Below are 22,879 nucleotides of genomic sequence, written 5' to 3'. Positions count from 1 at the left end.
CGTATCTTTTTAAGTGAATAAAGTTCGCTGCAAAGGTACGGTGGGATACAAGCTGTCACAATAGACGGACAACGGTAATGATAGCACTATTCGTGGTAAGCCCTTCTGAAGAGCGTGGGAGAAACGCCTGCAACCTTGGTAAACAGCCGTGTGAAGTAGGAGTAATCGTTAAAGCCTAAACTATGTGCAATCTCTTTGATGGAATCTGTAGTATAGACCAATTGACGTTTAGCCAACAAAATAATCTCGTTTTGGATATGGTGGCTCACACTTGTCCCCAGAACAGAATTTACAGCTTCATTCAGGTAGGCAACGGTAATGTTCAGCCGCCCGGCATAGAATGATGGCGAACGTTTGCTTCGGATATTGCTTTCCAACAAATCCCGAAATTCCCATACTATTTCCTTGTGTCTGGTCACTGTCCCCTGCAATTTGGATTGAGCTATCGTTGCATTTACAATGTTCTCCACGACTAACCCTACAATGACGGTGGTCAGTCGCTGAACGACTGCTTTGGCAGATGGATTTTCCATGCCACTCAGTTTGCAGTCAAGAAGTGATAATAATAGTTTCTGTTCCGATATGTCGGATAGTTGTATTTGAGGGCGACCGTATCTCTCAAGCGTTCGTTTTTCTTCCTTATCCACCAATACCGAGTCGATAACCAGAAATTTTGCAGAAAGATTGGAAGCGTCGATGATACGATGCACCTGCCCGGGTAGAATGATAGCCAGACTTCCTTTCCCGAAAGTGTATTCCTCGAAATCAATATTCAGACAGCATTGCCCACCCTCTATGAAGCCAAAGAAATAATAATCGTCGGTATGAGAAAAGGCGTATCTGTCTGAAGATGCCGATGTCCGAGAGATGACGGTCTTCAGATAGACTCCGAAATCTGAGAGTTGTGAACTTCTATGGATGGGTAACCGAGACATATATCTTTCGGGTATTGTTTTTTGATTATCAGACCTACAAAGTTAATCATAATAATGCAGAATAACGAATTATAAAGTATCTTTTAACTCGAACTACACATCAATACGATGAAAGAGAACTGATAATATGGAGGTATGGCTCAAGAACCATACCTCTTTTTTGCCACTTCTATCCATATCGACGCCACAAGTACGCAGTTATTTATAACCTATAACGCACACGGTTTCTTTGGTTTACTTTTGTCCGTGCACCGCTGTTGGTGCCATTAAATACATTATAATATGGACGAAAAAATCAAAGACCAAGAAGTCCTTTTGGTCAAGGATCAGAAAGACGAGAATCTCAAAGTCGTCACAGGTATGGACGAGAAAGGCGGACTGAAAACCGTTCCGCCCACCGCCGAGCATGAACAGAGCTTCCTGAAGTTCGACAAGCACAGCAATACGCTGGAAAACTTCCTCTCCAACTTCATGCGTCAGTTCAAGCATCCCACACCGCTGAACTTCTTCAAAGTCCCCTTTGAGAGTGCCGTTGCCAGCGCACGGGTTCTCTCCGAGATGCTCAAAGCTCCGGAAGTCCCCTCCAATAAAGAGATGCTGGATTCCGCCCGTGTCAATCCTTCAGACTATGCAGGGGAGCAGAAACAGCCGTTTCAAGGTATTGATCCCGACAAGGTGAAGTGGGAGCAGTTCGAGCAGATGGGCGTAAGCCGTGAGAGTCTCGAAAAGGGCAAGCATCTTGATGACCTGCTTCAATACCGCAAGACTCCGCTTATTCCCATCGCAATCAAAATCGGAGAAGTCTCCCTTTACACCGATGCCCGTCTTTCTCTGAAAGCCTCCGGAGACGGTACATTTATCCCCGTTGTCCATGCCATCCGCAAGGAACCTCAATTGGAGCGTGAGTTCTTCGGGCATACCTTCACCGACGAGGACAAGAAAGCCCTCAGGGAAACGGGCAACCTCGGTCGTACCGTGGAGTTGACCTTCCCCGGCAAAGATGAGCCGACCCGCAGCTTCGTAAGCATCGACCGCCTGACGAACGACATCATCGCCTTGGGTGCCGACCGGGTACGCATCCCCGATGAAATCAAGGGCGTGAAGCTGAGCGACGAGCAGAAAAAGGAACTTTCGGAAGGCAAAAGCATCTACGTGGAGGGTATGACCTCCAAAACGGGAAAGCATTTCAATGCCAACCTTCAATTCAATGCCGACAAGCGGTCGATTGAATTTCGTTTCGGCTCTCCCAAGCAGGAACAACGCCAAAGACAAGCCCCCGAAGGACAGGAACAGGCAGAGCAGAAAGAATTGCGTGTCCCCAAGAAGATGCTGGGACGCGACATCTCTCCCGAAGAGCAGGCAAAGCTCAAATCAGGTCAGACGGTCTATATGACCGGGCTTATCGACAAGAAGGGAGAGTCTTTCAATGCCTATGTACGTCCGAATTTCGAGCAGAACAAGTTCGATTTCCTCAAATGGAATCCCGACAAGTCCCAAGCCAAAGAGGTCATTCCCGACAACGCTTCCCGCACGCAGGTCGCCGTCAATTCCGAAGGCAAGACCAACGAAGCTACCAAGCATGTGAAGGAGCCACTCAAGCAGGGGCAGACAGAGCCTACCACGGGGCAGGAACAAAAGCAAGAAGAGAAAAAGCGTTCCAAGGGAATGAAAATGTAATCCGCCACCACTAATATCCAAAAAGTAAGAACAAATGAAAGTCATCATAGCAGAAAAACCGAGCGTAGCTCGTGAAATTGCCCGTGTCGTTCGGGCAACCAACAAGAAGAATGGTTATATCGAAGGAGGCGGCTATGCCGTCACGTGGGCATTGGGGCACCTGATAACGGCAGCCATGCCCGAAGTTTACGGCATCAAAGGTTTCCATAAAGAGAACCTGCCTATTCTTCCTCCCGTCTTTACCCTTATTCCCCATCAGATTAAGGAGGGCAAAGGTTATAAAGCCGATGCTGCGGCAGTCGCCCAATTGAAAGTCATCGAAAAACTCTTCCGAGCGTGCGAAGGCATTATTGTAGCCACCGATGCCGGAAGGGAAGGTGAGTTGATCTTCAGGTTCATCTATGAGTATCTCGGCATCGCCAAACCCTTCGACCGCCTATGGATCAGTTCCTTGACGGACAAAGCCATCAAAGAGGGACTTGCCCATCTGCAAAACGGAGCGGCGTATGACAATCTCTATTATGCCGCCCGTGCCCGCAGCGAAGCCGACTGGTTAGTGGGTATCAATGCCACCCAAGCCATATCCATTGCGGCAGGAAGAGGCACTTACTCCTTGGGCAGGGTACAGACTCCGACTCTCTGTATGGTCTGTTCCCGTTTCTTGGAGCATAAGAAGTTCGAGCCGCAGCCATTCTGGCAACTCAGCCTTACTGTAAAGGAAGGTGATGAGAGTTTCCGTTTCTCCTCCGCCGACCGCTGGTTTGATAAGACAGAAGCCACCGCCTTGTATGATAAACTCAAACAGGCTCCTTATGCCACCGTGGAAACGATTGTACGCAAGGAGGCCAGACAAGAGCCACCGCTTCTGTATGATTTGACCACCTTGCAGAAAGAAGCGAATAGCCGGTTCGGCTATTCGGCGGAACAGACCCTTTCCTTGGCACAGAGACTCTACGAAAAGGCATACATCACCTATCCACGAACAGGCAGCCGTCATATCCCTGAAGATGTGTTTGCCGAAATACCTGCCTTGATAGCCTTTTTGTACGACCATTCCGTTTGGGGTCTCCATGCCCGCCGACTAACCGAATTTAATGCGCATTCGGTGGACGGCAAGAAAGTGACCGACCACCATGCCCTTCTCATCACAGGCAAGAAGCCGATAGACGTGTTTGGAGAGGAGGCGGTCATTTACGATATGATAGCCGGACGTATGCTCGAAGCCTTCTCCGCCCATTGCGTGAAGGATGTCAGTACGGTTACTGCCATTTGTGAAGGCGTGAAGTTCATCCTCAAAGGTGAAATCATCAAAGAAGAGGGTTGGCGTGCCGTCCTCAAAAACAGCAGGAAGAAAGACAAGGAGCAGCAGGAAGCCGAAGAACGGGAAAGCAGGGAAAACGGAGAAGGCATCATCATTCCTCAATGGGAGGAAGGTAAGCAACTTCCACTCTGCGCCTGTTCCTTAGCACAGGGAACGACCAAGCCCAAGCCTCTGCACACGGAAAGTTCGCTGTTGGCTGCTATGGAAAATCCGTGCCAACGAGAGCAGACGCGAACTTGTTCGGGTATGCCGAGTACAGCCGGATTTCGCGGGACGCAAACGGCGGGCAAGGAGTTGGAGGACGAAGAATTGCGTGCGCAGCTCAAGGATTGCGGTATCGGCACGCCCGCTACCCGTGCCGCCATCATCGAAACCCTCTTTGCACGCGAGTACATGGTGCGCCAAAAGAAGTCGCTCGTCCCTACTGAGAAAGGACTTGCCGTCTATTCCATTGTTAGGGAGATGAAAATCGGTAATGCCGAGATGACCGGACAGTGGGAAGCGGACTTGGCGAAAATCGAACGGGGAGAATTGAAAGAGCAAGAGTTTCGCAAGGGCATCGAAAGCTATGCCACACAGATTACGGACGAATTGCTCTCGTCCAAAATCCTCTTCCCCAAGAAACAGAGCGACATCCACTGTCCCAAATGCGGCAAAGGAACACTGGTCTTCTATCCCCGATGTGCCAAATGTTCCGATGCCGATTGCGGTCTGACCCTTTTCCGCAGCGTGGCTGGCAAGAACCTCACGGACGAACAATTGACGCAATTGGCGGTAAACGGGGAGACAGGTATCATCAAAGGCTTCACCTCCAAAGCGGGTAAGAGCTTTGAGGCTTCGCTCTCCTTGGACGGAGAGTTCAAGACGGTCTTTGTCTTCCCCGAACGTAAGAAACCGGGCAAATCCCGAAGGTAAATCCCCGTAAATTGCTAATTTTGCCACTGAATGATGCGGTCATAAACAATCATCTTGTTTTTACTGCGGATTTTAGTGGTGGCACTCGGCGGGGACGTCGAGTGCCTTTGCATTATAAAACGTCATGCCCTAAAAGACATCGGAGAGACTCTCTTACCAAACCGGACGACTAAAAGGCAAAAAGCTTATAAGCTTTCTCTCGATTACTCCTAAGCTTTTATCCGATTACTTAGGTGCTTTTCAGGGCAACTCAAAACATTCACTAAAATCACAGATATGACAGCCATTCGATTTTCATATTACGAGCTATCCCTGCTCTCTTTTCTTCGGGAAAGCCATCCCGAGAAAGCCGATGACATTCCTTTTATCAAGGAACGTGCGGCAGCCGCTTCCGAAGCCTATGCCGAAGCCTTCAATGCCGGACTTCCCATAGCCGAATGTATTGGCATCGCTAACAATACGCTCTATGCGGGTCTGCACTTTTCCCGCCACGATACCATCTCTTCCGTTCTTTGGAACGAGTTCTCTGCTGAAGTGCCGCTTGAAGCTGTCAGGGAGACCGCCATCCGCCTGCGCCCGCTCTTAGAAAGCATCTTCGCCAAGTATCCTATTTCGGACGAGTTCGCCTATATGCCCGAATACAACTCCCTCTATACGGAGATTACGGGTTTTGTCCAACTAAAACTGGAAGAAGATGGCATACTATAACAAGAAGGAGCATCTAAGGGCGAACATAGAAGCCATAAAGACCATCTTTGCCCTGCATCGGGAACAACGCACGGCAACGGAGGAGGAAATGGAGGTGTTGCGGGCTTATACGGGCTTCGGCGCATTGAAGTGTATTCTTTCTCCTGCAAACACGATGGAGGACATCGCCCGATGGAACAAGTCGGAGTTGGAGCTTTTCCCCTTGGTGATGGAACTGCACAGCATCATTCGGGACAACACTGCTTCCGAGTCGCAATACAAGAGTTACATGCAGAGCTTGAAGAACTCCGTGATGACCGCTTTCTATACTCCTGCACCCGTAGTACGGGAGATTGCCGCTTCCTTACAGGAGGCAGGCATCGTCCCCCAACGCATCCTCGACCTTCGGCGGGAATGGGCGAGTTCATCCGCTCTTTTGACGGCATTGCAGCCGAAGGGCATACGACCTTCGGTTTTGAGAAAGATATTCTCACGGGACAGATGCTCTCCGCTCTGCATCCCGAAGACAAGATACGCATCCGAGGCTTCGAGGAAATCGAATCCAAGCTCAACGGTTTCTTCGATGTGGTCAGCAGCAACATTCCTTTCGGAGATGTGGCCGTCTTCGACCCTGTTTTCAGCAAGACGGCAGAACCTGCCCGAAAGATCGCCCGCATGTCCCTGCACAATTACTTCTTCGTCAAGGGGGTGGATATGCTCCGTGAAGGCGGTGTGTTGGCATTCATCACCTCGCAAGGCGTTATGAACGCCCCGACGAACGAACCGGTACGGGAGTGGCTGATGAACCATACCCGCCTTGTTTCGGCAGTCCGTCTGCCCAACAATCTCTTCTCGGAAAATGCAGGGACGGAAGTGGGCAGTGACCTTATCGTCCTGCAAAAGCAGAGTGGGAAAAAGGAACTGACCGAAGAAGAGCAGCGTTTCATCAAGAGCGAGAAACGCCCCAGCGGAGTACTGTTCAATACCTATCTGCGAAGTATGTCGCAAATCGTGCATACCGAATGGAAGCAGGATACCGACCCTTACGGCAAGCCCGCCATCCTGTTCCATCACGAGGGCGGAGCGGAAGGCATCGCCAACGATATGGGCAAAATCCTGCGGGCAGATTTAGCCAAACGCTTGGACGAGGCATTCTACCAAAAGCATACCTCCATTCAGGAGCAGCCCAAAGTTACCGTTTCTGTTTCTCCCGAGGTCAAGCAGGGAGAGCCAACGCTTACGCCTGCCGCTTCGACAGAGGAGCAATCACACCGAGAGGTGGTGCAACCGAAAGAGGAACAGCCGACGGAGCAAAACCGAAGCAGTGTCACACCGCAAGTACAACTGCTCGACCTTTTCGGCAATGTTATCCTGGAGGAAAAGCCCAAACGTAAAGCTGCCGCAAAACCGAAATCTGTCGTATCACCCTCCATCTTTTCCGAGACTTCACAAAGCAATGATACGGCACTGGGGCTGAAAGACACGGGAGAGCTGTGGTGGCAGCAGGACAAGGAGAAAGGGATGCAGCAACGTCCCTACGAGGGTTTATGGCATGAACACCTCAGAGAGGGTTCTTTGCTGGCTTCGGACTTTCAAGTCGGAATGCTTGTCCGTGATATGGAGGACAACCGAATGTTCCAGCCCATAGACCTCCCGTCCCAAGAGCGGCAGAAGATATTGCTCTACATAGACCTGCGTGACGCCTACCACGCTCTCTATGACTATGAAGTGGAATGCAAGGTGGCGAATGACTCCTTGCGACAGAACCTCAATGAACTGTACGACCGTTTCGTGCGGCAGTACGGACATTTGAACGACCGCAAGAACCACGAGCAGATCCTGATGGATGCCGGTGGCAGGGAGATCCTTTTCTTGGAACGGAAGGTGGATAAAGAAACGCTCAAAGCCGATATTTTCCGTCAGCCCGTTTCTTTCAGCCTGCACGAAGTGACAGAGGTGAGCAATGCCCAAGAGGCTCTCTCGGCGTCACTCAATAAGTTCGGAGCGGTGGACACCGAGTATATGCTCTCTTTGCTCCCCGACACCTCCGAGGAAGAGATGCTCTCCGAATTGCACGGCAGGATTTACTACAATCCCTTGGAGGGAGAGTATGAAATTGCCGAGAAGTTCGTATCGGGCAATGTGGTTGCCGCATCAGAACGTATCGAACTCTATCTCTTGGAGCATCCGGAAGACACAAGGGCGCAAGCTCCTTGCAGGCACTGAAAGATGCCATCCCCGAACCGATTCCTTTCGTGGATTTGGATTTCAATTTCGGGGAACGGTGGATTCCCGTAAACCTTTACTCCGACTATGCCTCACACCTCTTCGACACGGAGGTGACGATACGCTACAATTCAAGTGCGGACGAGTATTCCGTAGAGGCACGGCTGCACAATGCCAATATCTGGGACAGGTTCTGTGTACGGGGACAGCATCGTCGCTACGACGGTATTGCCCTGATGAAACACGCCCTGCTGAATACGACGCCCGACATCACCAAGAAAATCATGGTCGGGGACAAGGAAGTCAAGGTACGGGACACCGAAGCCATACAGATGGCGAATGCCAAAATCGACGAAATCCGAAACGGCTTCACCGATTGGCTGAACGAGCAGAGCGATGAGTTCAAGCAGCGGTTGGAGAAACTCTACAATGACACTTTCAATTGTTTTGTGCGTCCTCAGTATGATGGTTCTCACCAGACATTCCCCGACCTCAATCTGAAAGGCTTGGGCATAGAAAGCCTGTACGACAGCCAGAAAGACGCCGTGTGGATGTTGAAGCTCAACGGAGGCGGAATTTGCGATCATCAGGTGGGAGCCGGAAAGACGCTTATCATGTGCACCGCTGCTTATGAGATGAAGCGGCTCGGCTTGGCAAACAAGCCGATGATACTCGCTCTCAAAGCCAACGTGCAGGAGATAGCACAGACTTTCCAAACGGCTTACCCGAATGCCAAGCTGCTCTATCCGGGCAAGAACGATTTCACCCCCGACAAGCGGCAGCGGATTTTCCACGACATCAAGAACAACAACTGGGACTGTATTGTCCTCACGCACGACCAGTTCGGCATGATACCGCAGTCGGACGAGATACAGCAGAAAATCCTTCAGGACGAGCTGGACAGCGTGGAAGAGAACTTGGAAGTTCTGCGCCGACAAGGGCATAATATTTCCCGTGCAATGGAGAAAGGACTTGTCAAGCGACAGATGAACTTGCAGGCGAAGCTGGATGAAATCAAGTTCAAGATAGAGAGCCGAAAGGACGACGCGGTAGATTTCAAGACAATGGGCATCGACCATCTTTTCGTGGACGAGTCGCATACATTCAAGAATTTGATGTTCAACACGCGCCATGACAGGGTAGCAGGGCTTGGCAACAGCGAGGGCAGCCAAAGAGCCTTAAATATGCTCTTTGCCATCCGAACCATTCAGGAAAGGACGGGAAAAGACTTAGGGGCAACCTTCCTTTCGGGTACGACCATATCGAATTCACTCACGGAGTTGTACCTGCTGTTTAAGTATTTGCGTCCCCAAGCCCTCGAAGCACAGAACATCAAGACCTTTGACGCGTGGGCTGCCATCTTCGCCAAGAAGTCGGTGGACTATGAGTTCTCTGTTACCAATGAAATCGTGCAGAAGGAGCGTTTCCGCTATTTCATCAAAGTTCCGGAGTTGGCGGCGTTCTATGCCCAGATAACGGACTATCGAACGGCAAAGGACATCGGCATCGACCGACCGGAGAAGAATGAGATTATGCACAACATACCGCCTACACCCGAACAGGAGGAATTCATCGCCAAATTGGTGGAGTTTGCCAAGACAGGTAATGCAGAATTGCTGGGACGTCCCAAACTCTCAAAAAGGGAAGAGAAAGCCAAGATGCTTATAGCCACCGATATGGCGAGGAAGATGAGCTTGGATTTGAGGCTCATCGACCCGAACAGGTACGGAGATCATGTGGACAACAAGGCTTCCCACTGTGCCGCCAAGATAGCGGAGTACTACCGGAAGTTCAATGAGCAGAAAGGAACGCAGTTTGTGTTCAGCGACCTCGGCACTTATAAGCCCGGTGAATGGAATCCTTACAGCGAAATCAAACGAAAGTTGGTGGAAGATCACGGCATTCCTGCTCAGGAGATACGCTTTATTCAGGAAGCTAAGACCGACAAGGCTCGAAAGACACTCATCGCGGGAATGAATGAAGGTTCAATTCGAGTGCTTTTCGGTTCTACGAGTATGCTCGGCACGGGTGTGAACGCCCAAAAACGTGCCGTCGCCATCCATCATTTGGACACGCCGTGGCGTCCTTCCGACTTGGAGCAGAGGGACGGACGAGCCGTACGCAAGGGCAATGAAGTTGCCAAATTCCATGCGGACAATAAAGTGGATGTCATTATCTATGCTGTGGAGAAGTCTCTTGACAGTTATAAATTCAACCTGTTGCATAATAAGCAACTCTTCATCGAACAACTGAAAAACAACCGTATGGGCAGCCGTACCATTGATGAGGGAAGTATGGATGAGAAGTCGGGAATGAATTTTTCCGAGTATGTCGCCATCCTCTCCGGAAATACCGACCTGCTGGAAAAGGCAAAGTTGGAAAAGAAGATTGCCGGTTTGGACAGTGAACGGCAGGCGTTCATTCGCAGTAAGTCATCCTCCCGAGGCCGATTGGACGAAGTTATGAGAACGGTGGACGGAAACAAGGAATTGATAGCCCGTTTCCAAAGCGACTGGGACTTATACCAAAGCCGTGTACAGAAGGATAAGGAGGGCAATATCCTCAATTCGATAACACTCAAAGGGGTAGAAGGAAGCGACCCGAAACGTATTGCCGCCAAGCTCGCGGAAATCAACGAGAAAGCCTGCACACGGGGAGAGTATTTCAATATCGGAACACTCTACGGATTTAACCTCGTGGTCAAGACGGAATCCTCCTCCAAAGACCTTTTCGACCTTTCACAGAACAAGTTCTTCGTGATGGGAGAAAGCGGAATGAAGTACAGCTACAACAACGGCAGGATTGCGGCAGACCCGCAACTCGCCAGTATGAATTTCCTGAACGCCTTGGAGAAGATACCCGGATTGATTGAGAAGTTTAAGGCGGACACGGAAAAGATAGCCAAGGATATTCCTGTTTTGCAAGAGGTCGTGAACGGATCTTGGAAGAAGGAAGAGCAGCTCAAAGACCTCAAAACGGAACTTGCTGCCCTTGACCGCAAGATACAGCTCTCTCTAAAACCGATTGAGCAGTCGGAGAGTACGCAAGAGGAAGTGGAAATGATGCAGGATGGCGAAAGAAAGGCGGAAGAATTGGAACGGTCACGTCCGATTGAGCCGACTGTCGCCGCCCCCTCCGTCAGCACCTCTGCGGCTCAAACCGACAGACCGTTGGAAAGCAGCGGGCAGAGTATCTCCGCTACACAGCCCTCTATGGACGGACTGCCGCCGTCTCTGGCAGAAAAGGTGTTCGTTGTCAAACCGAAAATATAAAACAAAAGGACGAACTACATATTGTTGTAATTCGTCCTTTTAGAATTTATACCATTTCAAAACAACTTCAATTTGGATTGTTGATATAAAGTCATTCCGGGAATATCATCATACATTGCAGCTAATTTATTCCTAAGTCCAAACATTCGTTTCTCAGCAGTGTCAACAAGTTGATCAAAGTCTGTCAAGAAGATGCTTCCTTCATCTTTAGAACCTGCACGATACTGACGTTGTAACCCTTTTGCCACTTTATCTCCTACGACAAAAGCTGTTATTTTTGCAGTATTAATTCCCAATGCAATCAAACTGTCTACATAGTCAGTAGCTTGATTTCTTTCTTTACTTGTTATTTCAAAGCCTCCTCGTTTTAGTTCAACTATCAGAACTTTGGTTATTGTAGCTAGCTCATTATCACCAAACTCTTCTACACCTGTCATGGAAAGAGAAGTACTATCAGCTAAAACGACAAGGTCTGGTCTTCTATTTGTTTTTATCCCGACTTCATTCTGAACATCCATTTTGAACAGGCTTCTCATTACAGTCTGAAGTTGCCTGTTAGAGGTATATTCTGGGGTGTCATATTCGGGACCGAAGAGCCATCGGGATTCGGTTACAAGAGGATGCAAAACATGTAATTCATCCGTGTCCTTTTCTTTAGAAAGTTTTCTTATTGCTTCAATAATGGATAGGCGTCTATCAATTTCACTCAATACGGTGAGGGCATCCTTTACAGACCACTTATTGAGTATCGTATTAAGACCGGTAATATCTTCTTCCGTAAGTTGAGAGAGCTTCATTAAAAGCTCCTGTCCATTTTTCGATGATTCTAAATTTAATACAGCTTCAACGGCAATAGATATTGTTTCTTTAGTTGCTGTCGGAGAATTTATCGAGATATTCTCTATAATCTCATCTACCTCATACTGGCTAATGGAGAGGCATCTTTCAATTTGGCTGCCAATTCCTGTTTTACAATAGCCTTTGTTTCTTCTAAATTAGCTTTTGCCGTTTGTTCAAACATTATATTCACATACTCCGAAACAGTTTGATATAAATTCTCTGTTTCTTTTGTATTTTTGAAGCCACTCCAATCCTCTTTAACTAATTCTGCTAATTCATTACTCTGTATAACGATAGTATACCTTTTTGCAAGGGCTGTTCGACCGTCTAAATAGAAAATCGTTCCTAATCCCCATGACGGAATACCTATTAAACGACCACTTTCCCAAAAAGCAATTCCTTGATAGATGCTTTTGCGAGAAGATTTCTTTGAATCTATAAAATTCGCGGTAATGCTGTATCCATCAGATGTTTTCAATTCTGTTGTATCCAATAAACCATCTAATTGGTCTAAAGAGAGTTGCTTTTTATTTACCTCTATTATGAATTCGGGATCATGCAGGAAACGAGAAGAGATTATTTCTCTGATTTTATCAACATTGGGAAGATTTCTATCAACTTGAACTTCTAGCCTTGTGCCATGCTTTGAAGATGGAGAAATATTTTGGTTAGTGACAGAGATAGCTTGTCCTTGTACTTTAGTCGATACAGTAAGAGAAAGTTCTTTCCCATTTTTTGAAGTAATAACATGATATTCGTCATTAAAGCATAAGAGGCTATGTCTTCCGATACCATTGCGACCATAAGCTATACGAGGGCTTCTTTTCTTATTATCCGGAAATAAAACCTGTTTTCCTTGACGTAATAATTTGTTATATCCCAATGTCATCCAACGTTCTTGAAATTCTTCTGCTGTTAGACCATTGCCATTATCTTCTATTACGAGGAGGTCTCCATATTCGTCAGGAATAAAGACACTTACTTTTGTCGCTCCTGCATCCCAAGCATTTGCAACAAGTTCTGTCAATGCAATGTCAGCTTGACTGGTAATACTACTGTTCAACGTTCTGACAAGGTAATCATCCTCGAAAAGAGAACGGTATATGTGTTCCGAATTCTTCTGCATTATATCTGTTTATAGTCATTATCAACTAAAAGGTCTCTTGCCTTTACTTGCAACACTGCGGAAATCCGATATAGCATCTCAAGAGAAGGCTGCTGTCGATTGCAGACATATGCATTCACTGTGCTGAAACTTTTATTGAGCTTCTCTGCCAGCCATTTTTGAGATATTCCCTTTTCTCCAAGAACGTCTTTTATTCTATTCAATTTCATCTTCGTAAAAAGCACGAGTATCGTATATTCTGCTACAAAAATAGCGAATTATTTCTGATGTGCCTAATTTTTGGAAGTAAAATCTTCTTTAATACAAAAACGACTTGTCATTACGACAAAACGGGGGCTTTGCTGTTGCGTATAATCCGAAATTACGTGTCTTTGGGAGGTCTTTTCCTTTTTCGTTTGAGATTCTCCGTAAAATGGGCTTTCATAAAGGTGAGGATTTCCGATTCCAAATACCACGTCTTGTGGTAAACGATGTGGAAAGGAAGCGTACCCGATGCCCGATAACGTTGCAGGGTACGCTTGCTGATTTGGAGCATCAGGCAGACCTCTTGGTTATCCAGCAGAGGTTCTCCATCTATCATCGGACGTTGGGGTATGTCGGCAGTCGTTTGTTTCAAGTCATCGAAACGCGTCATAATGCGTTCCATCCATTCAAGAAAGGTCTCTCTATCCAATAGTTCCATCCTTAATCCTCCTGCTTTTGAGTTTGAAATTGTGTCGTAGCTCTTCCATATTTTTCGGGTTACAATAGAGGCTTCTGTTACGTATCGCCTCCTCAATGTCGTGCAGGTCGTAGTAGCAACGCCCATAAATCATCTTGTAGTTGATTCTGTCCGCACTGCGCATACGCTGGAGGGTACGTTTGCTGATACCGAGCATTTCGGCTAACTCATCATTGGTGACGAGGCGGTTCTCATACTCCGCCTTTGCCTTTTCTTCCTTCTCTATATACCGGAGAATCTTCTCTATTTTGCCCATCAGATCGTGGTAGGCTTTGCTTTCGATTGTTATGACATCCATAATTCTTTGAATTTGATTATGGTGCAAAGTTCGGGAGTTAAAACCGTCCGGATTGTATGCTAAATATGTACTGAATAGAGATTTTTCTGTCTGATTCCAAAAGCCATACGACAAAAGCATCCATATTGAAGCCACAAGTACGCAGTAAAGGAAATGCTGGTTTAGAATGCTTCCTCCGTAAGTACATTTGCACAAAGTGTAACATTAAAACGGACAAGAATATGGAAGTAATAACAATCGAGAAGAAAACGTATGAAGCCATGATGGAACGTTTTCGCATTTTGACCGCCAAAGTCGATGCCCTGTGTCGGGAGTGTGACGAAAAGCATATGCAGGTGGCTGGACAATCAGGATGTCTGCCGAATCCTGAACATCAGTTTGCGTACCCTGCAAACTTACCGCAGCAACCGGATGCTGCCCTATACGCAAATAGGGTATAAGATGTTCTACAAGCCGGAGGATGTCGGGAAACTGCTCGAACAATCCTCCGCTTTATGACCAATGAATAGTATCACCACTAAATCCGATGTAAAATATGGACAACGATGTAAAGACCAAGAACAACGAAGAGATTGCGCACTTTCTCAACGCGAGCGACCGCATGATAAAGGGAATAGATGTCCTGCGGAAAAAAAACAGACCTCTGCTTAACGGGCATCGCTATCTGACGGACGATGAACTGTCCCGCCTGTTGCATATCAACCGGCGCACGTTACAGGATTATCGCAACATGGGAAGAATCTCCTTTGTCAAGTTAGGCGGAAAAGTACTCTACCGGGAAGAAGATGTGGAAAAGCTGTTGCAGGAGAATTACCGTCCTCGGTTTGAGAAGCCTTGACGGAGAAACAGGCAGTAAGAAATATTTTTCTTACTGCCTGTTCTCATATTCAGTTGTACCATCCTCCTTTGCCATAACACACAAGTAATGGAGGACTTGTTCTCTTCTTTTCGGTCAGTCTTCCGATTATCCATTGACGGAAACTCTTTGCCTGTGGAGAAGCAAAGCGAAATGACAGCATCGTAATCATTTCAAGGTTGTATAAATCCACCGAACCATCCCTAAACAATAGCGTTTGCATTACCTCATCTTCCCTGAGCAAGCCCTCTTTGAAGATAGACTTGATGTGGCTGTTTACCTTGCCGGAGAATACGCCGAACAAGGAGGCTATTTCGCAAGCCGACATCCAAACGGTAATTGTCGGGATATGTATTTTTCCGTTCTCTCCAATGGTTATGATTTCTCTTTTCATCGTTCGTCCTCCTTTTATATAGTGATACCATTGAACTGCTCTATCTTACTCAGTTTGTCGGAGAGTGCCGCCATGTCCCGACTTTCCTTTTCGTGGGTGATTTTGGCGTAAATCTGCGTGGTGCGGATATTTGTGTGTCCGAGCATCTTGGAAAGGGTTTCGATGGGAACGCCGTTGGTCAGACAGATTTCCGTCGCCATAGTGTGGCGGCTGGTATGCCACGTAATCTCTTTTTCGATACCGCAGAGTCCGATGATTTTCTTGATGTTCTTGCAGGCGGTAATATACTGCGGAACGGGCAGGAGCAGGTTGTCATTCGCCATACCATCGTACTTTTCTATAGTCTGCTTCGGAATATCCAAAAGCATGATGTTGGACTCCACCTCCCGTCTTTTGCCGCTTGGTCATAATCCAGAGTTTACCGTCAAAGGAGGTTTGAAGGTTGTCCTTGGTCAGGTTCTTCATATCGGTAAAGGACAAACCTGTAAAACAGCAGAAGACATACAAATCCCGAACCAGCTCTATTGATTTACGCCTGAACTTCAAATCCAACAGTCGGCGGATTTCATCCTTGGTCAGATAGTCCCTGTCTGTACTCTCGGCGGATATGCTGTAATCCACGAACGGGTCACGGACTATCCATCCGTGGTTCTGGGCAATGGTAATCATACGGCGCAGAGGCATCATGTAAATCCATACCGTGTTGTTACAGCATTGCTTTTCGGTGCGCAAGAAGATGTCAAAGTCGGTAATGAAAGCCGGAGTGAGTTCTTTCAAAGCAATGTCGCTGACACGGTAGCGGGTCTTGATAAACTCCTCCAAATGTTTATAGACCGTGCAGTACTTGTGGTAGGTGGATGGGCATCGCAAGCCTGCATCGACCTGTTTGGAAAAGTCATCATTGTGCTGGGCAAAGACTTTCAGCAGGGTTTCGTGCCGCATCTCCAAGCCCAAGAAAGCATTCTTCACTTTCTCGGCAGTGACATAGTTATCCCGCTCGGCTATCTCCTTGTATTTGGCATTGATGCCGACACGTATCTTGTCCAAGAAACGGTTGGTTTCCAACGCCACGGTACTTTTTCCCGAAGCTCGGTTGCTTTTGATATCCCACAAGTCGGGATGGATGTCGCATTTGCAACTGAACTGGGCTATCGTACCGTCAATGGTGATACGACACATCACGGGAACGGAACCGTTCTTCTTGGGGGCGTTCTTTTTGAGGTAGAACAGAACCTTAAACGTACTACGCATAACTCTGACTTTTTACGGTTTACAAAACTATTCATTGTCAGGTTATTTGTTGCTATGCAAAACATTGTCGTTCAATGGTAAAGAAACAATCCGCAATTTATTTGCCTATTTCTTTTCATCGACGTACCTTTGCAGGAGGTAATCCCCGAAGTTCAGGTCGGATTTTACACTGTTCGTTACCGCTTTTCCCAATCCTCACTTGCAAAGGAGGTGGTAATGTTTTGGTAACGCTGCTCTGTCCGAAGTAGGCATAAGCCTGTCTTTTGACGGTTTTCGGACAAATGGCTTAAAAATCAGAACTGACTGACTCACAATTCATTTACGCTATTTTGCCTTTTCTTGAACCTTGAGGATAGATTTTCTAAAAAAACATATATACCTTTTATAGAAAACATAATTATGTTTTTTAATTCTATAATTACAATTTTGAAATCTATAATTATAATTTTGGGAAAAAGTATATACCTTTTCTAAAAAACGACCATACTGCTTCTAAAAAAGCAATTATGTTTTTAGGGAAACGACAGTATCCATTAGCCGGAAGGATAATGCCTTTTCACGAAAATGCACACAGCCTATATGCCAGCCTATCAGACTTCTCCCGGGAAACGGATTGTTTCCCTTGCAGAATCAGGCGGATTCCGGCAGACAAAAAAGCCGTGTGCCAGTACCCGGGAAGGGCACTGGCACACGGCTTTCGTCGCTATGAATCCGGCGGAATCACGCTGAAGAACTGCGGGAGCATCCTAAGAGACGGCTGTCGCCCGGGCATCCGCACGGGGGCTAAACGGAGATTCCGAAAACTCTGAGGACATTGGCATTGGTCCGCACGGCAACCTCTTCGGCACTCACCCCGTAGCAGTCGGCAAGCGTCTGCTGCACGTTCACGACAAATGCACTTTCGTTTCTGACTCCCCTGTGCGGAACGGGGGCCATGTAGGGGCTGTCCGTCTCCAAGACGATGCGGTCGAGCGGCACGCAGGCAGGCAGGTCTTCGCGCAGATGGCTGCTTTTGAAGGTTGACACGCCGCCTATTCCAAGCACGAAGTTCCCGAACTCAAGGTAGGCCAGAGCCTCCTTCTGATTTCCCGTAAAGCAGTGGAACACTCCTCCGGGAAGCTCGTCCTTGTATTGGCTGAGTATGTGCAGCAGCTCGTTCTGCGCCTTCCGGCAGTGAATCATCAGCGGCAGGCGGGTCTCTATGCTCCACCGAACCTGCTCCTCGAAGGCCTTGAGCTGCTCTTCCTGAAACTCGCGCGACCAATAAAAGTCGAGCCCCACCTCGCCGACGGCTATGAAGCGCGGCTCCGGGGTTCTGCCGCTCAGATTGTCGAGCAGCCGCCGGTGCATTTCGGTCAGCACTTCCCCGTAGCCGGGCTTCACCTCTTCCGGGTGCAGGCCTGTCATCGGATGGCAATAGCCGGCGTAGTCCTTGCAGACCTTCAGTATGTTGTCCGTCGAAAACAGGTCAATGGCAGGCAGGAAAACCTTTCCCACGCCGGCCTCCTTCGACCGCCGGATGACCTCGTGCAGGTCGTCCCTGAACTCCTCGCCGTCCAGATGGGCGTGGGTGTCTATTATCATTGTTTTCTTGTTCTTTATGTCCATTCTGTATTGTTCTAATAGAGATGCTCCTCGTTTCGCCGGTAGTAGTAGACTACCCCGAACCTCCGGCAGGCATCAAAGCGTTGTTCGGGAGGAAGCTCCGCATAGTGGCTCTCTATGCAGTTCCATGCCTCCAGCAGCAGGGCATCTATGTCCGGGCGGAGACTTGAGATAATCCGGGCCGATTTCTCTGTCCGCTGTTGCAGGAGACGCTGATTGTCGTATGCCTCCCTGAAGAGGTCGAAATGGGCAGCCACCATGCCTATGGACGGATTGCAGACGGGGCGTCCTCCTTTCCCTATACGGGCCTTCTCGCCTTCCGTTATCTTCGTTCCCCATTTCAGAAGTCCGTCTGCCGTCTTCAGGTTAGGGATGGTCGTCGCATCCTCCGGCAGTCCGTAAAGTTCCAGTACCGTCCGCTTTATTTCCCCACGCTCTACCGCCATCAGGAGAACCTGCACGAAATGGCTTATATACATCGTCGCGCGGTGCTGCAGCGTGTCCGTCTTGCGGGCATTGCGCACCTGCGAGCTTTTCGAAATCCTGTATTGCTCTACGGCCGTCAGCAGGCGGTTATACAGCGGCTGCGCCTGATTGATGAGCTTCCAGTCAAGAAAGCGGTCTCTGACTGCATGAAGGTCATTATTGCTCAGCAGCGTCTTGAGGGCCTTAAGGCGCGCGGCGTCGGTCTTGGGAAGTCTGCGGTAGGGCATATCGGAGCGGTAAATAACTATTTCGTTTGCTTGGCCGGAAGCAGGGGGACAGGTGTACCGGTTACTTCCGACGCTTCATTATGCGTGCGGAATATGCAGTCAGCTCGGCCTTTCTCCCGGATGGAAGATTGACGGCGTCAAGGTATTTCCGGCTCTGCTCAAAGAAGAAGTCAATCTTCTCCTGCGCCAGCCGGTCTATCCCCATGTCATTGTAGAGAGCCGTAACGGCGGCAACCTTTTCCCCGGCATCGAACTCCGTCCTGCCAATCCAGTCCTTCAGCTCCCTGAGCTGGGTCTCGTTTGCCCGGTTGAAGGCATTGATGAGCATATAGGTCTTTTTGTTGGAGATAATGTCTCCGCCTATCTTCTTCCCGAAGACCTTCGGGTCGCCGTAGACGTCGAGATAGTCGTCCTGCAGCTGAAATGCCAGTCCTATCTGCTCGCCGAACTTGTATAGATTCTCTGCATCCTCCTCCGGGGCATCGGCCAGAATGGCCCCCATCTTCGTTGCGCAGGCCAGAAGGACGCTGGTCTTGAGACGAATCATTTCGATGTATTCCGCCTCGGTTACGTCTTCCCTGCTCTCGAACTCCATGTCGTATTGCTGCCCCTCTCCTATCTCGAGGGCCGTTTCCGTGAAGAGATGCAGTATTTCGTGCAGACGATAAGGCGACTGCGCCAGACGCTCGTAGGCCAGCACGAGCATGGAGTCGCCCGAAAGGATGGCAAGATTGGGATTCCACTTGATGTGTACCGTAGGCTTTCCGCGGCGGATGGGCGCATTGTCCATCAGGTCGTCGTGCAGGAGCGTGTAGTTGTGGTAGGTCTCCAAGGCGCATGCCGTCGGCAGAATATCCGCCGGATTCTCCTTATATAGATTGTAGCTCAAAAGCATCAATATAGGACGTATGCGCTTTCCGCCCAGCGAGAGCGCATACCTGATAGGTTCGTACAGACTTTGCGGTTGGCGTGTATAGGGAAGTTCGTCAAGATAGTTGTTGACAATGTCCAAGAGTTCGTCAGATGTATACATAATTGCTCTTTTGTTTTAGGATTATCGGAAATTTGCTTGTAACTGCGCTTCGGCAGCATTATAGACTGAAGACAATGGGAATCTCTACCAACGAGCGGCACGGACGACCCTTTGCTATGCCGGGCTTCCACCTTCCCATAGTCTTGAGAACCCGGAGAGCCTCCTGCTCAAAGGCAGCATAGCCGCCTTGTTTTATCCTGACATCACTAACCATGCCGTCAGGCTCTATAATGAAAGCAACACTTACCGAGCCTTGCTTTTTGATTTTTTTGGCAGCAGCGGGATAGGTAAGGCTTTTCGTCAGCCATTTCATAAACTCCACCCATCCGCCCGGCGGCGTCGGAGTCTCGGAAAGAATACGCTTGCTTACCTTGTCGTCGTATCGTTCTATCTCTTCCAGAGAGGGGTCGTCCGTCATCTTGTTGGTTTCCTTCTCCGCCACTTCCTTTACCTTTGGAGGGTCGGGGAGCTTGTCAGCCTGTTCGGATACAATCAGCTCGTCGTTTATATTCGGTGCTGCCGTCTGCTTGTCGTTGGAATTGATATTGCCGGCATTGCGGGGCGTAACCTTAACGGGATTGCTGCTCCGCTTCAGGTTCAGGAGGTCGTCAAGGGTAGGTTTCTCCTCGTCCTTCTTTTCTGCCAAATCCTTTTGGTCTATGGCAGGCAGCATCTCCGTGTCGTGAATGGTCAGGTTCTTTGCCGACACCGTACGCTGACTGTCGTCCCCGGCATTTCCTTCATTGGAATATTCCATCGCAACGAAAAACAACGAGAAGGCCACAATGAGTCCCAGCACGAAGCCAACCCATCGCTTATTTTCAAGATTTGCCTTATCTGATTTCTTTATTTCCAATGCCAAACACTAAATGTGAACGTTCTGCGTTGATACTTTGTGGATTCTAAAAGGAACTCACGGATGATGTGCAGCAGGCCGTGGAGCTGTCAGCCTATCACAGCCGCCCCTTCTGTCAGGACTTCCCTTTGGGAGAAAATCCTCTCCGGCTGTCTATGGATAAATAGACAAATTGCAACGCAAAAGTAATAAGATATTCGGAAAAAGCAGTATCTTTGCCAATAAATTAAAGTAGATTAAATGAAAAAGTTGACTTTCGCTCTCCTCTTCCTGTTGACAGCTACAATGATACAAGGGCAGGAAAGCCAAACAGAATACAATTTCCTGCGGCTGCCTGTCAGCGCACATGCTGCCGCACTGGGAGGAGAGAACATTACCATCATAGAGGACGACCCCTCCTGATGTTCTCCAATCCGGCCTTGGCAGCCTCGGTGAGCGGCATGACCGTCGGACTCAACTACATGAACTATATGAGCGGGGCCAACCTCGCAGGAGCATCGTTCAGCAAGCCCATAAAGGAGAAAGCCACATTGGGTGCAGGCATCCGGTATATGAATTACGGCAAGATGAAGCAGACGGACGAAAACAATGTCCAGACTGGGACATTCAATGCAAGCGAAATAGCCGTTGAAGGAATATTTGCCTACGAACTGGCGCGCAACCTCGTCGGCGGCATCACGGCGAAGCTGGTTTCGGCCTATATCGGGGATTACAACAGCATGGCCGTGGGCGTGGACCTTGGGCTGAACTGGTATATGCCGGAGCGCGAATGGTCGCTGTCGGTAGTGGCAAAGAACCTTGGCGGTCAGGTAAAGGCATACGAGGAAGATTTCGGCAAGATGCCTTTCGACCTGCAGATTGGCGTGAGCAAGACCTTTGCGGCCCTTCCCGTGCGGATATCGGCGACGCTGGTCGACCTGACACACTACAATTACCGCTTTGCCAACCATCTTTGCGTGGGTGCCGACATCCTCCTTTCAGAGAGCATCTGGGCAGGAGTAGGCTACAACTTCCGCCGCGCGGAAGAGATGAAGATGGGGACGGGCGACGAGGAAAGCTCGCATGGCGCAGGGTTCAGCATTGGAGGCGGCGTCAATCTGGAGCGTTTCAAGCTCAATATAGCCTACGGGAAATACCATGCCTCAAGCAGCTCGCTCTTGGTAAATCTCGCCTATTCGTTCTGACAACAACATGAAAGGAAGATGTTCACAATGCCCGGATTTCCCGGACAACAACAACTTCCTGCAACTTCCCAACTATCGCAATACACTATGAAGAAAATAACAATTGCAATCGACGGATACTCATCCTGCGGAAAGAGTACCATGGCCAAGGATTTGGCAAGGGAGATTGGCTACGTCTATGTAGACACCGGTGCCATGTACCGTGCAGTAACCCTTTACGCCCTGCGCAAAAAGCTCTTCAACGCCGACGGAACGGTACGGCAGCAGGAACTCGAAGCGCAAATACCCAACATTCAGATTACATTCCGGCTGAATCCAAAGACCGGGCGGCCGGACACCTGCCTGAACGGAGAGAATGTAGAGACGTCTATCCGAAACATGGAGGTCTCTTCACGCGTCAGCCCCATTGCCGCCATTGCCGCCGTGCGCCAAGCCCTTGTGGCCCAACAGCAAGACATGGGAAAGCAGAAGGGAATCGTCATGGACGGACGCGATATAGGCACTGCGGTCTTCCCGGATGCAGAGCTCAAGATATTCGTTACGGCATCGGCGGAAATACGTGCACAACGCCGCTTCGATGAGCTGAAAGGAAAAGGGATGGAGGCCAATTTCGACGATATTCTCAAGAACGTGCAGGAACGCGACTATATAGACTCTCACCGCGAGGTGTCTCCCCTGCGCAAGGCTGCCGACGCCATAGAGCTGGACAACAGCCACATGAGCATACCCGAGCAGAAAGAGTGGCTCATGGAACAATTCAGAAAAGCCGTTACGGCCTGATTCCGATACGACACCTCCGCCCAGACCGAGACAGGCAACGGGATGCCAAACCTCACAGACCCTATTGCCGAAGGCACACCTGCAACCGAAAAAAGGCCGCTGACAACGGGAGAAAAACCCGCTTGCGGCATGCCTTGAATTTATATACGGTCAGCAGAAAATTTATATACGGTTAGCGGAAAATTTATA

The 22,879-nt window shown here is 48.9% G+C and carries 16 protein-coding genes and 4 pseudogenes; 8 read left to right on the top strand and 12 right to left on the bottom strand.

The features are described from left to right. Positions 1-86 precede the first annotated feature (86 nt). A complete protein-coding gene (locus tag JCM15908_RS06720) occupies positions 87-935 on the bottom strand; it encodes an AraC family transcriptional regulator (RefSeq protein WP_025002757.1) in 849 nt (282 codons plus the stop codon). A gap of 282 nt (positions 936-1,217) precedes the next feature. Between JCM15908_RS06720 and JCM15908_RS06715 the strand changes: the two genes are divergently transcribed. The 4 genes and pseudogenes from JCM15908_RS06715 (at position 1,218) to JCM15908_RS12865 (ending at position 11,033) form a co-directional block, all read left to right on the top strand. Beyond that, positions 1,218-2,612: a DUF3945 domain-containing protein gene (locus JCM15908_RS06715; RefSeq protein ID WP_025002756.1), complete on the top strand. Its 1,395-nt coding sequence runs from the start codon at positions 1,218-1,220 to the stop codon at positions 2,610-2,612. A 34-nt stretch (positions 2,613-2,646) separates the two neighbouring features. Then, positions 2,647-4,848, top strand: a complete 2,202-nt coding sequence (locus tag JCM15908_RS06710) for a type IA DNA topoisomerase (RefSeq protein WP_025002755.1) — start codon at positions 2,647-2,649, stop codon at positions 4,846-4,848. A 276-nt stretch (positions 4,849-5,124) separates the two neighbouring features. Further along, positions 5,125-5,556, top strand: a complete 432-nt coding sequence (locus JCM15908_RS06705; RefSeq protein ID WP_025002754.1) for a DUF1896 family protein — start codon at positions 5,125-5,127, stop codon at positions 5,554-5,556. Beyond that, positions 5,543-11,033: pseudogene (locus tag JCM15908_RS12865) on the top strand (helicase-like domain-containing protein). The gene JCM15908_RS06705 and the pseudogene JCM15908_RS12865 overlap by 14 nt, the downstream one beginning before the upstream one ends. A 56-nt stretch (positions 11,034-11,089) precedes the next feature. Here JCM15908_RS12865 and JCM15908_RS15130 read toward each other — a convergent pair. From JCM15908_RS15130 to JCM15908_RS06675, 5 genes are all read right to left on the bottom strand, one after another. Next, positions 11,090-11,830, bottom strand: coding sequence for a hypothetical protein (locus JCM15908_RS15130; RefSeq protein ID WP_025002753.1), 741 nt, complete (start codon positions 11,828-11,830; stop codon positions 11,090-11,092). Positions 11,831-11,946: 116 nt separating this feature from the next. Continuing rightward, the gene (locus tag JCM15908_RS15125) at positions 11,947-12,936 is read right to left on the bottom strand and encodes an ATP-binding protein (protein WP_234396400.1); all 990 of its coding nucleotides are present in this window, start codon (positions 12,934-12,936) and stop codon (positions 11,947-11,949) included. Positions 12,937-12,998: 62 nt separating this feature from the next. After that, positions 12,999-13,208: a polysaccharide synthesis transcriptional regulator SinR gene (gene sinR / locus JCM15908_RS06685; protein WP_009347177.1), complete on the bottom strand. Its 210-nt coding sequence runs from the start codon at positions 13,206-13,208 to the stop codon at positions 12,999-13,001. Positions 13,209-13,360: 152 nt separating this feature from the next. Then, positions 13,361-13,681: a helix-turn-helix domain-containing protein gene (locus tag JCM15908_RS06680; RefSeq protein ID WP_012457232.1), complete on the bottom strand. Its 321-nt coding sequence runs from the start codon at positions 13,679-13,681 to the stop codon at positions 13,361-13,363. Beyond that, positions 13,665-14,018 (bottom strand): helix-turn-helix domain-containing protein, encoded by a 354-nt coding sequence (locus JCM15908_RS06675; protein WP_025002751.1) that lies wholly within the window; start codon positions 14,016-14,018, stop codon positions 13,665-13,667. Before JCM15908_RS06675 ends, JCM15908_RS06680 begins: the two co-directional genes overlap by 17 nt. A 221-nt stretch (positions 14,019-14,239) precedes the next feature. Here JCM15908_RS06675 and JCM15908_RS12855 point away from each other — a divergent pair. After that, positions 14,240-14,516 (top strand): annotated as a pseudogene (locus JCM15908_RS12855) (helix-turn-helix domain-containing protein). A 37-nt stretch (positions 14,517-14,553) separates the two neighbouring features. Beyond that, the gene (locus JCM15908_RS06665; protein ID WP_004366620.1) at positions 14,554-14,856 is read left to right on the top strand and encodes a helix-turn-helix domain-containing protein; all 303 of its coding nucleotides are present in this window, start codon (positions 14,554-14,556) and stop codon (positions 14,854-14,856) included. A 49-nt stretch (positions 14,857-14,905) separates the two neighbouring features. Here JCM15908_RS06665 and JCM15908_RS06660 read toward each other — a convergent pair whose 3' ends face one another. The 6 genes and pseudogenes from JCM15908_RS06660 to JCM15908_RS06635 form a co-directional block, all read right to left on the bottom strand. Beyond that, on the bottom strand, positions 14,906-15,268 hold the full coding sequence (locus tag JCM15908_RS06660) for a virulence RhuM family protein (RefSeq protein WP_019189292.1): 363 nt from the start codon (positions 15,266-15,268) through the stop codon (positions 14,906-14,908). Between the two features lie 14 nt (positions 15,269-15,282). Continuing rightward, positions 15,283-16,519, bottom strand: a pseudogene (locus JCM15908_RS12850) (site-specific integrase). Between the two features lie 783 nt (positions 16,520-17,302). Continuing rightward, on the bottom strand, positions 17,303-18,103 hold the full coding sequence (locus JCM15908_RS06650; RefSeq protein WP_025002750.1) for a TatD family hydrolase: 801 nt from the start codon (positions 18,101-18,103) through the stop codon (positions 17,303-17,305). A gap of 35 nt (positions 18,104-18,138) precedes the next feature. Next, positions 18,139-18,837: a hypothetical protein gene (locus JCM15908_RS06645; protein WP_025002749.1), complete on the bottom strand. Its 699-nt coding sequence runs from the start codon at positions 18,835-18,837 to the stop codon at positions 18,139-18,141. Positions 18,838-18,898: 61 nt separating this feature from the next. Continuing rightward, entirely contained in the window at positions 18,899-19,870 is a 972-nt protein-coding gene (locus tag JCM15908_RS06640) for a polyprenyl synthetase family protein (protein ID WP_025002748.1), read from the bottom strand. Positions 19,871-19,928: 58 nt separating this feature from the next. Beyond that, a complete protein-coding gene (locus JCM15908_RS06635) occupies positions 19,929-20,726 on the bottom strand; it encodes an energy transducer TonB (protein ID WP_025002747.1) in 798 nt (265 codons plus the stop codon). 240 nt (positions 20,727-20,966) lie between these two features. Between JCM15908_RS06635 and porQ the strand changes: the two are divergent. Together porQ and cmk are read left to right on the top strand one after the other, a co-directional pair. Continuing rightward, positions 20,967-21,910, top strand: a pseudogene (gene porQ / locus JCM15908_RS12845) (type IX secretion system protein PorQ). Positions 21,911-21,997: 87 nt separating this feature from the next. Then, positions 21,998-22,690, top strand: a complete 693-nt coding sequence (gene cmk, locus JCM15908_RS06625) for a (d)CMP kinase (protein WP_025002746.1) — start codon at positions 21,998-22,000, stop codon at positions 22,688-22,690. The last annotated feature ends 189 nt before the right edge of the window (positions 22,691-22,879 follow it).

Origin of the sequence: Prevotella dentasini JCM 15908 (assembly GCF_000614065.1) — a bacterium.
Lineage (GTDB): Bacteria > Bacteroidota > Bacteroidia > Bacteroidales > Bacteroidaceae > Prevotella > Prevotella dentasini.
This window is presented reverse-complemented; position numbering and strand designations above follow the sequence as displayed.

Coding starts and splice junctions, on each gene's coding strand:
- JCM15908_RS06720 (WP_025002757.1), bottom strand. CDS start 935: ATGTCTCGGTTACCCATCCATAGAAGTTCACAACTCTCAGATTTCGGA.
- JCM15908_RS06715 (WP_025002756.1), top strand. CDS start 1,218: ATGGACGAAAAAATCAAAGACCAAGAAGTCCTTTTGGTCAAGGATCAG.
- JCM15908_RS06710 (WP_025002755.1), top strand. CDS start 2,647: ATGAAAGTCATCATAGCAGAAAAACCGAGCGTAGCTCGTGAAATTGCC.
- JCM15908_RS06705 (WP_025002754.1), top strand. CDS start 5,125: ATGACAGCCATTCGATTTTCATATTACGAGCTATCCCTGCTCTCTTTT.
- JCM15908_RS15130 (WP_025002753.1), bottom strand. CDS start 11,830: ATGAAGCTCTCTCAACTTACGGAAGAAGATATTACCGGTCTTAATACG.
- sinR (WP_009347177.1), bottom strand. CDS start 13,208: ATGAAATTGAATAGAATAAAAGACGTTCTTGGAGAAAAGGGAATATCT.
- JCM15908_RS06680 (WP_012457232.1), bottom strand. CDS start 13,681: ATGGAACTATTGGATAGAGAGACCTTTCTTGAATGGATGGAACGCATT.
- JCM15908_RS06675 (WP_025002751.1), bottom strand. CDS start 14,018: ATGGATGTCATAACAATCGAAAGCAAAGCCTACCACGATCTGATGGGC.
- JCM15908_RS06665 (WP_004366620.1), top strand. CDS start 14,554: ATGGACAACGATGTAAAGACCAAGAACAACGAAGAGATTGCGCACTTT.
- JCM15908_RS06660 (WP_019189292.1), bottom strand. CDS start 15,268: ATGAAAAGAGAAATCATAACCATTGGAGAGAACGGAAAAATACATATC.
- JCM15908_RS06650 (WP_025002750.1), bottom strand. CDS start 18,103: ATGATAATAGACACCCACGCCCATCTGGACGGCGAGGAGTTCAGGGAC.
- JCM15908_RS06645 (WP_025002749.1), bottom strand. CDS start 18,837: ATGCCCTACCGCAGACTTCCCAAGACCGACGCCGCGCGCCTTAAGGCC.
- JCM15908_RS06640 (WP_025002748.1), bottom strand. CDS start 19,870: ATGTATACATCTGACGAACTCTTGGACATTGTCAACAACTATCTTGAC.
- cmk (WP_025002746.1), top strand. CDS start 21,998: ATGAAGAAAATAACAATTGCAATCGACGGATACTCATCCTGCGGAAAG.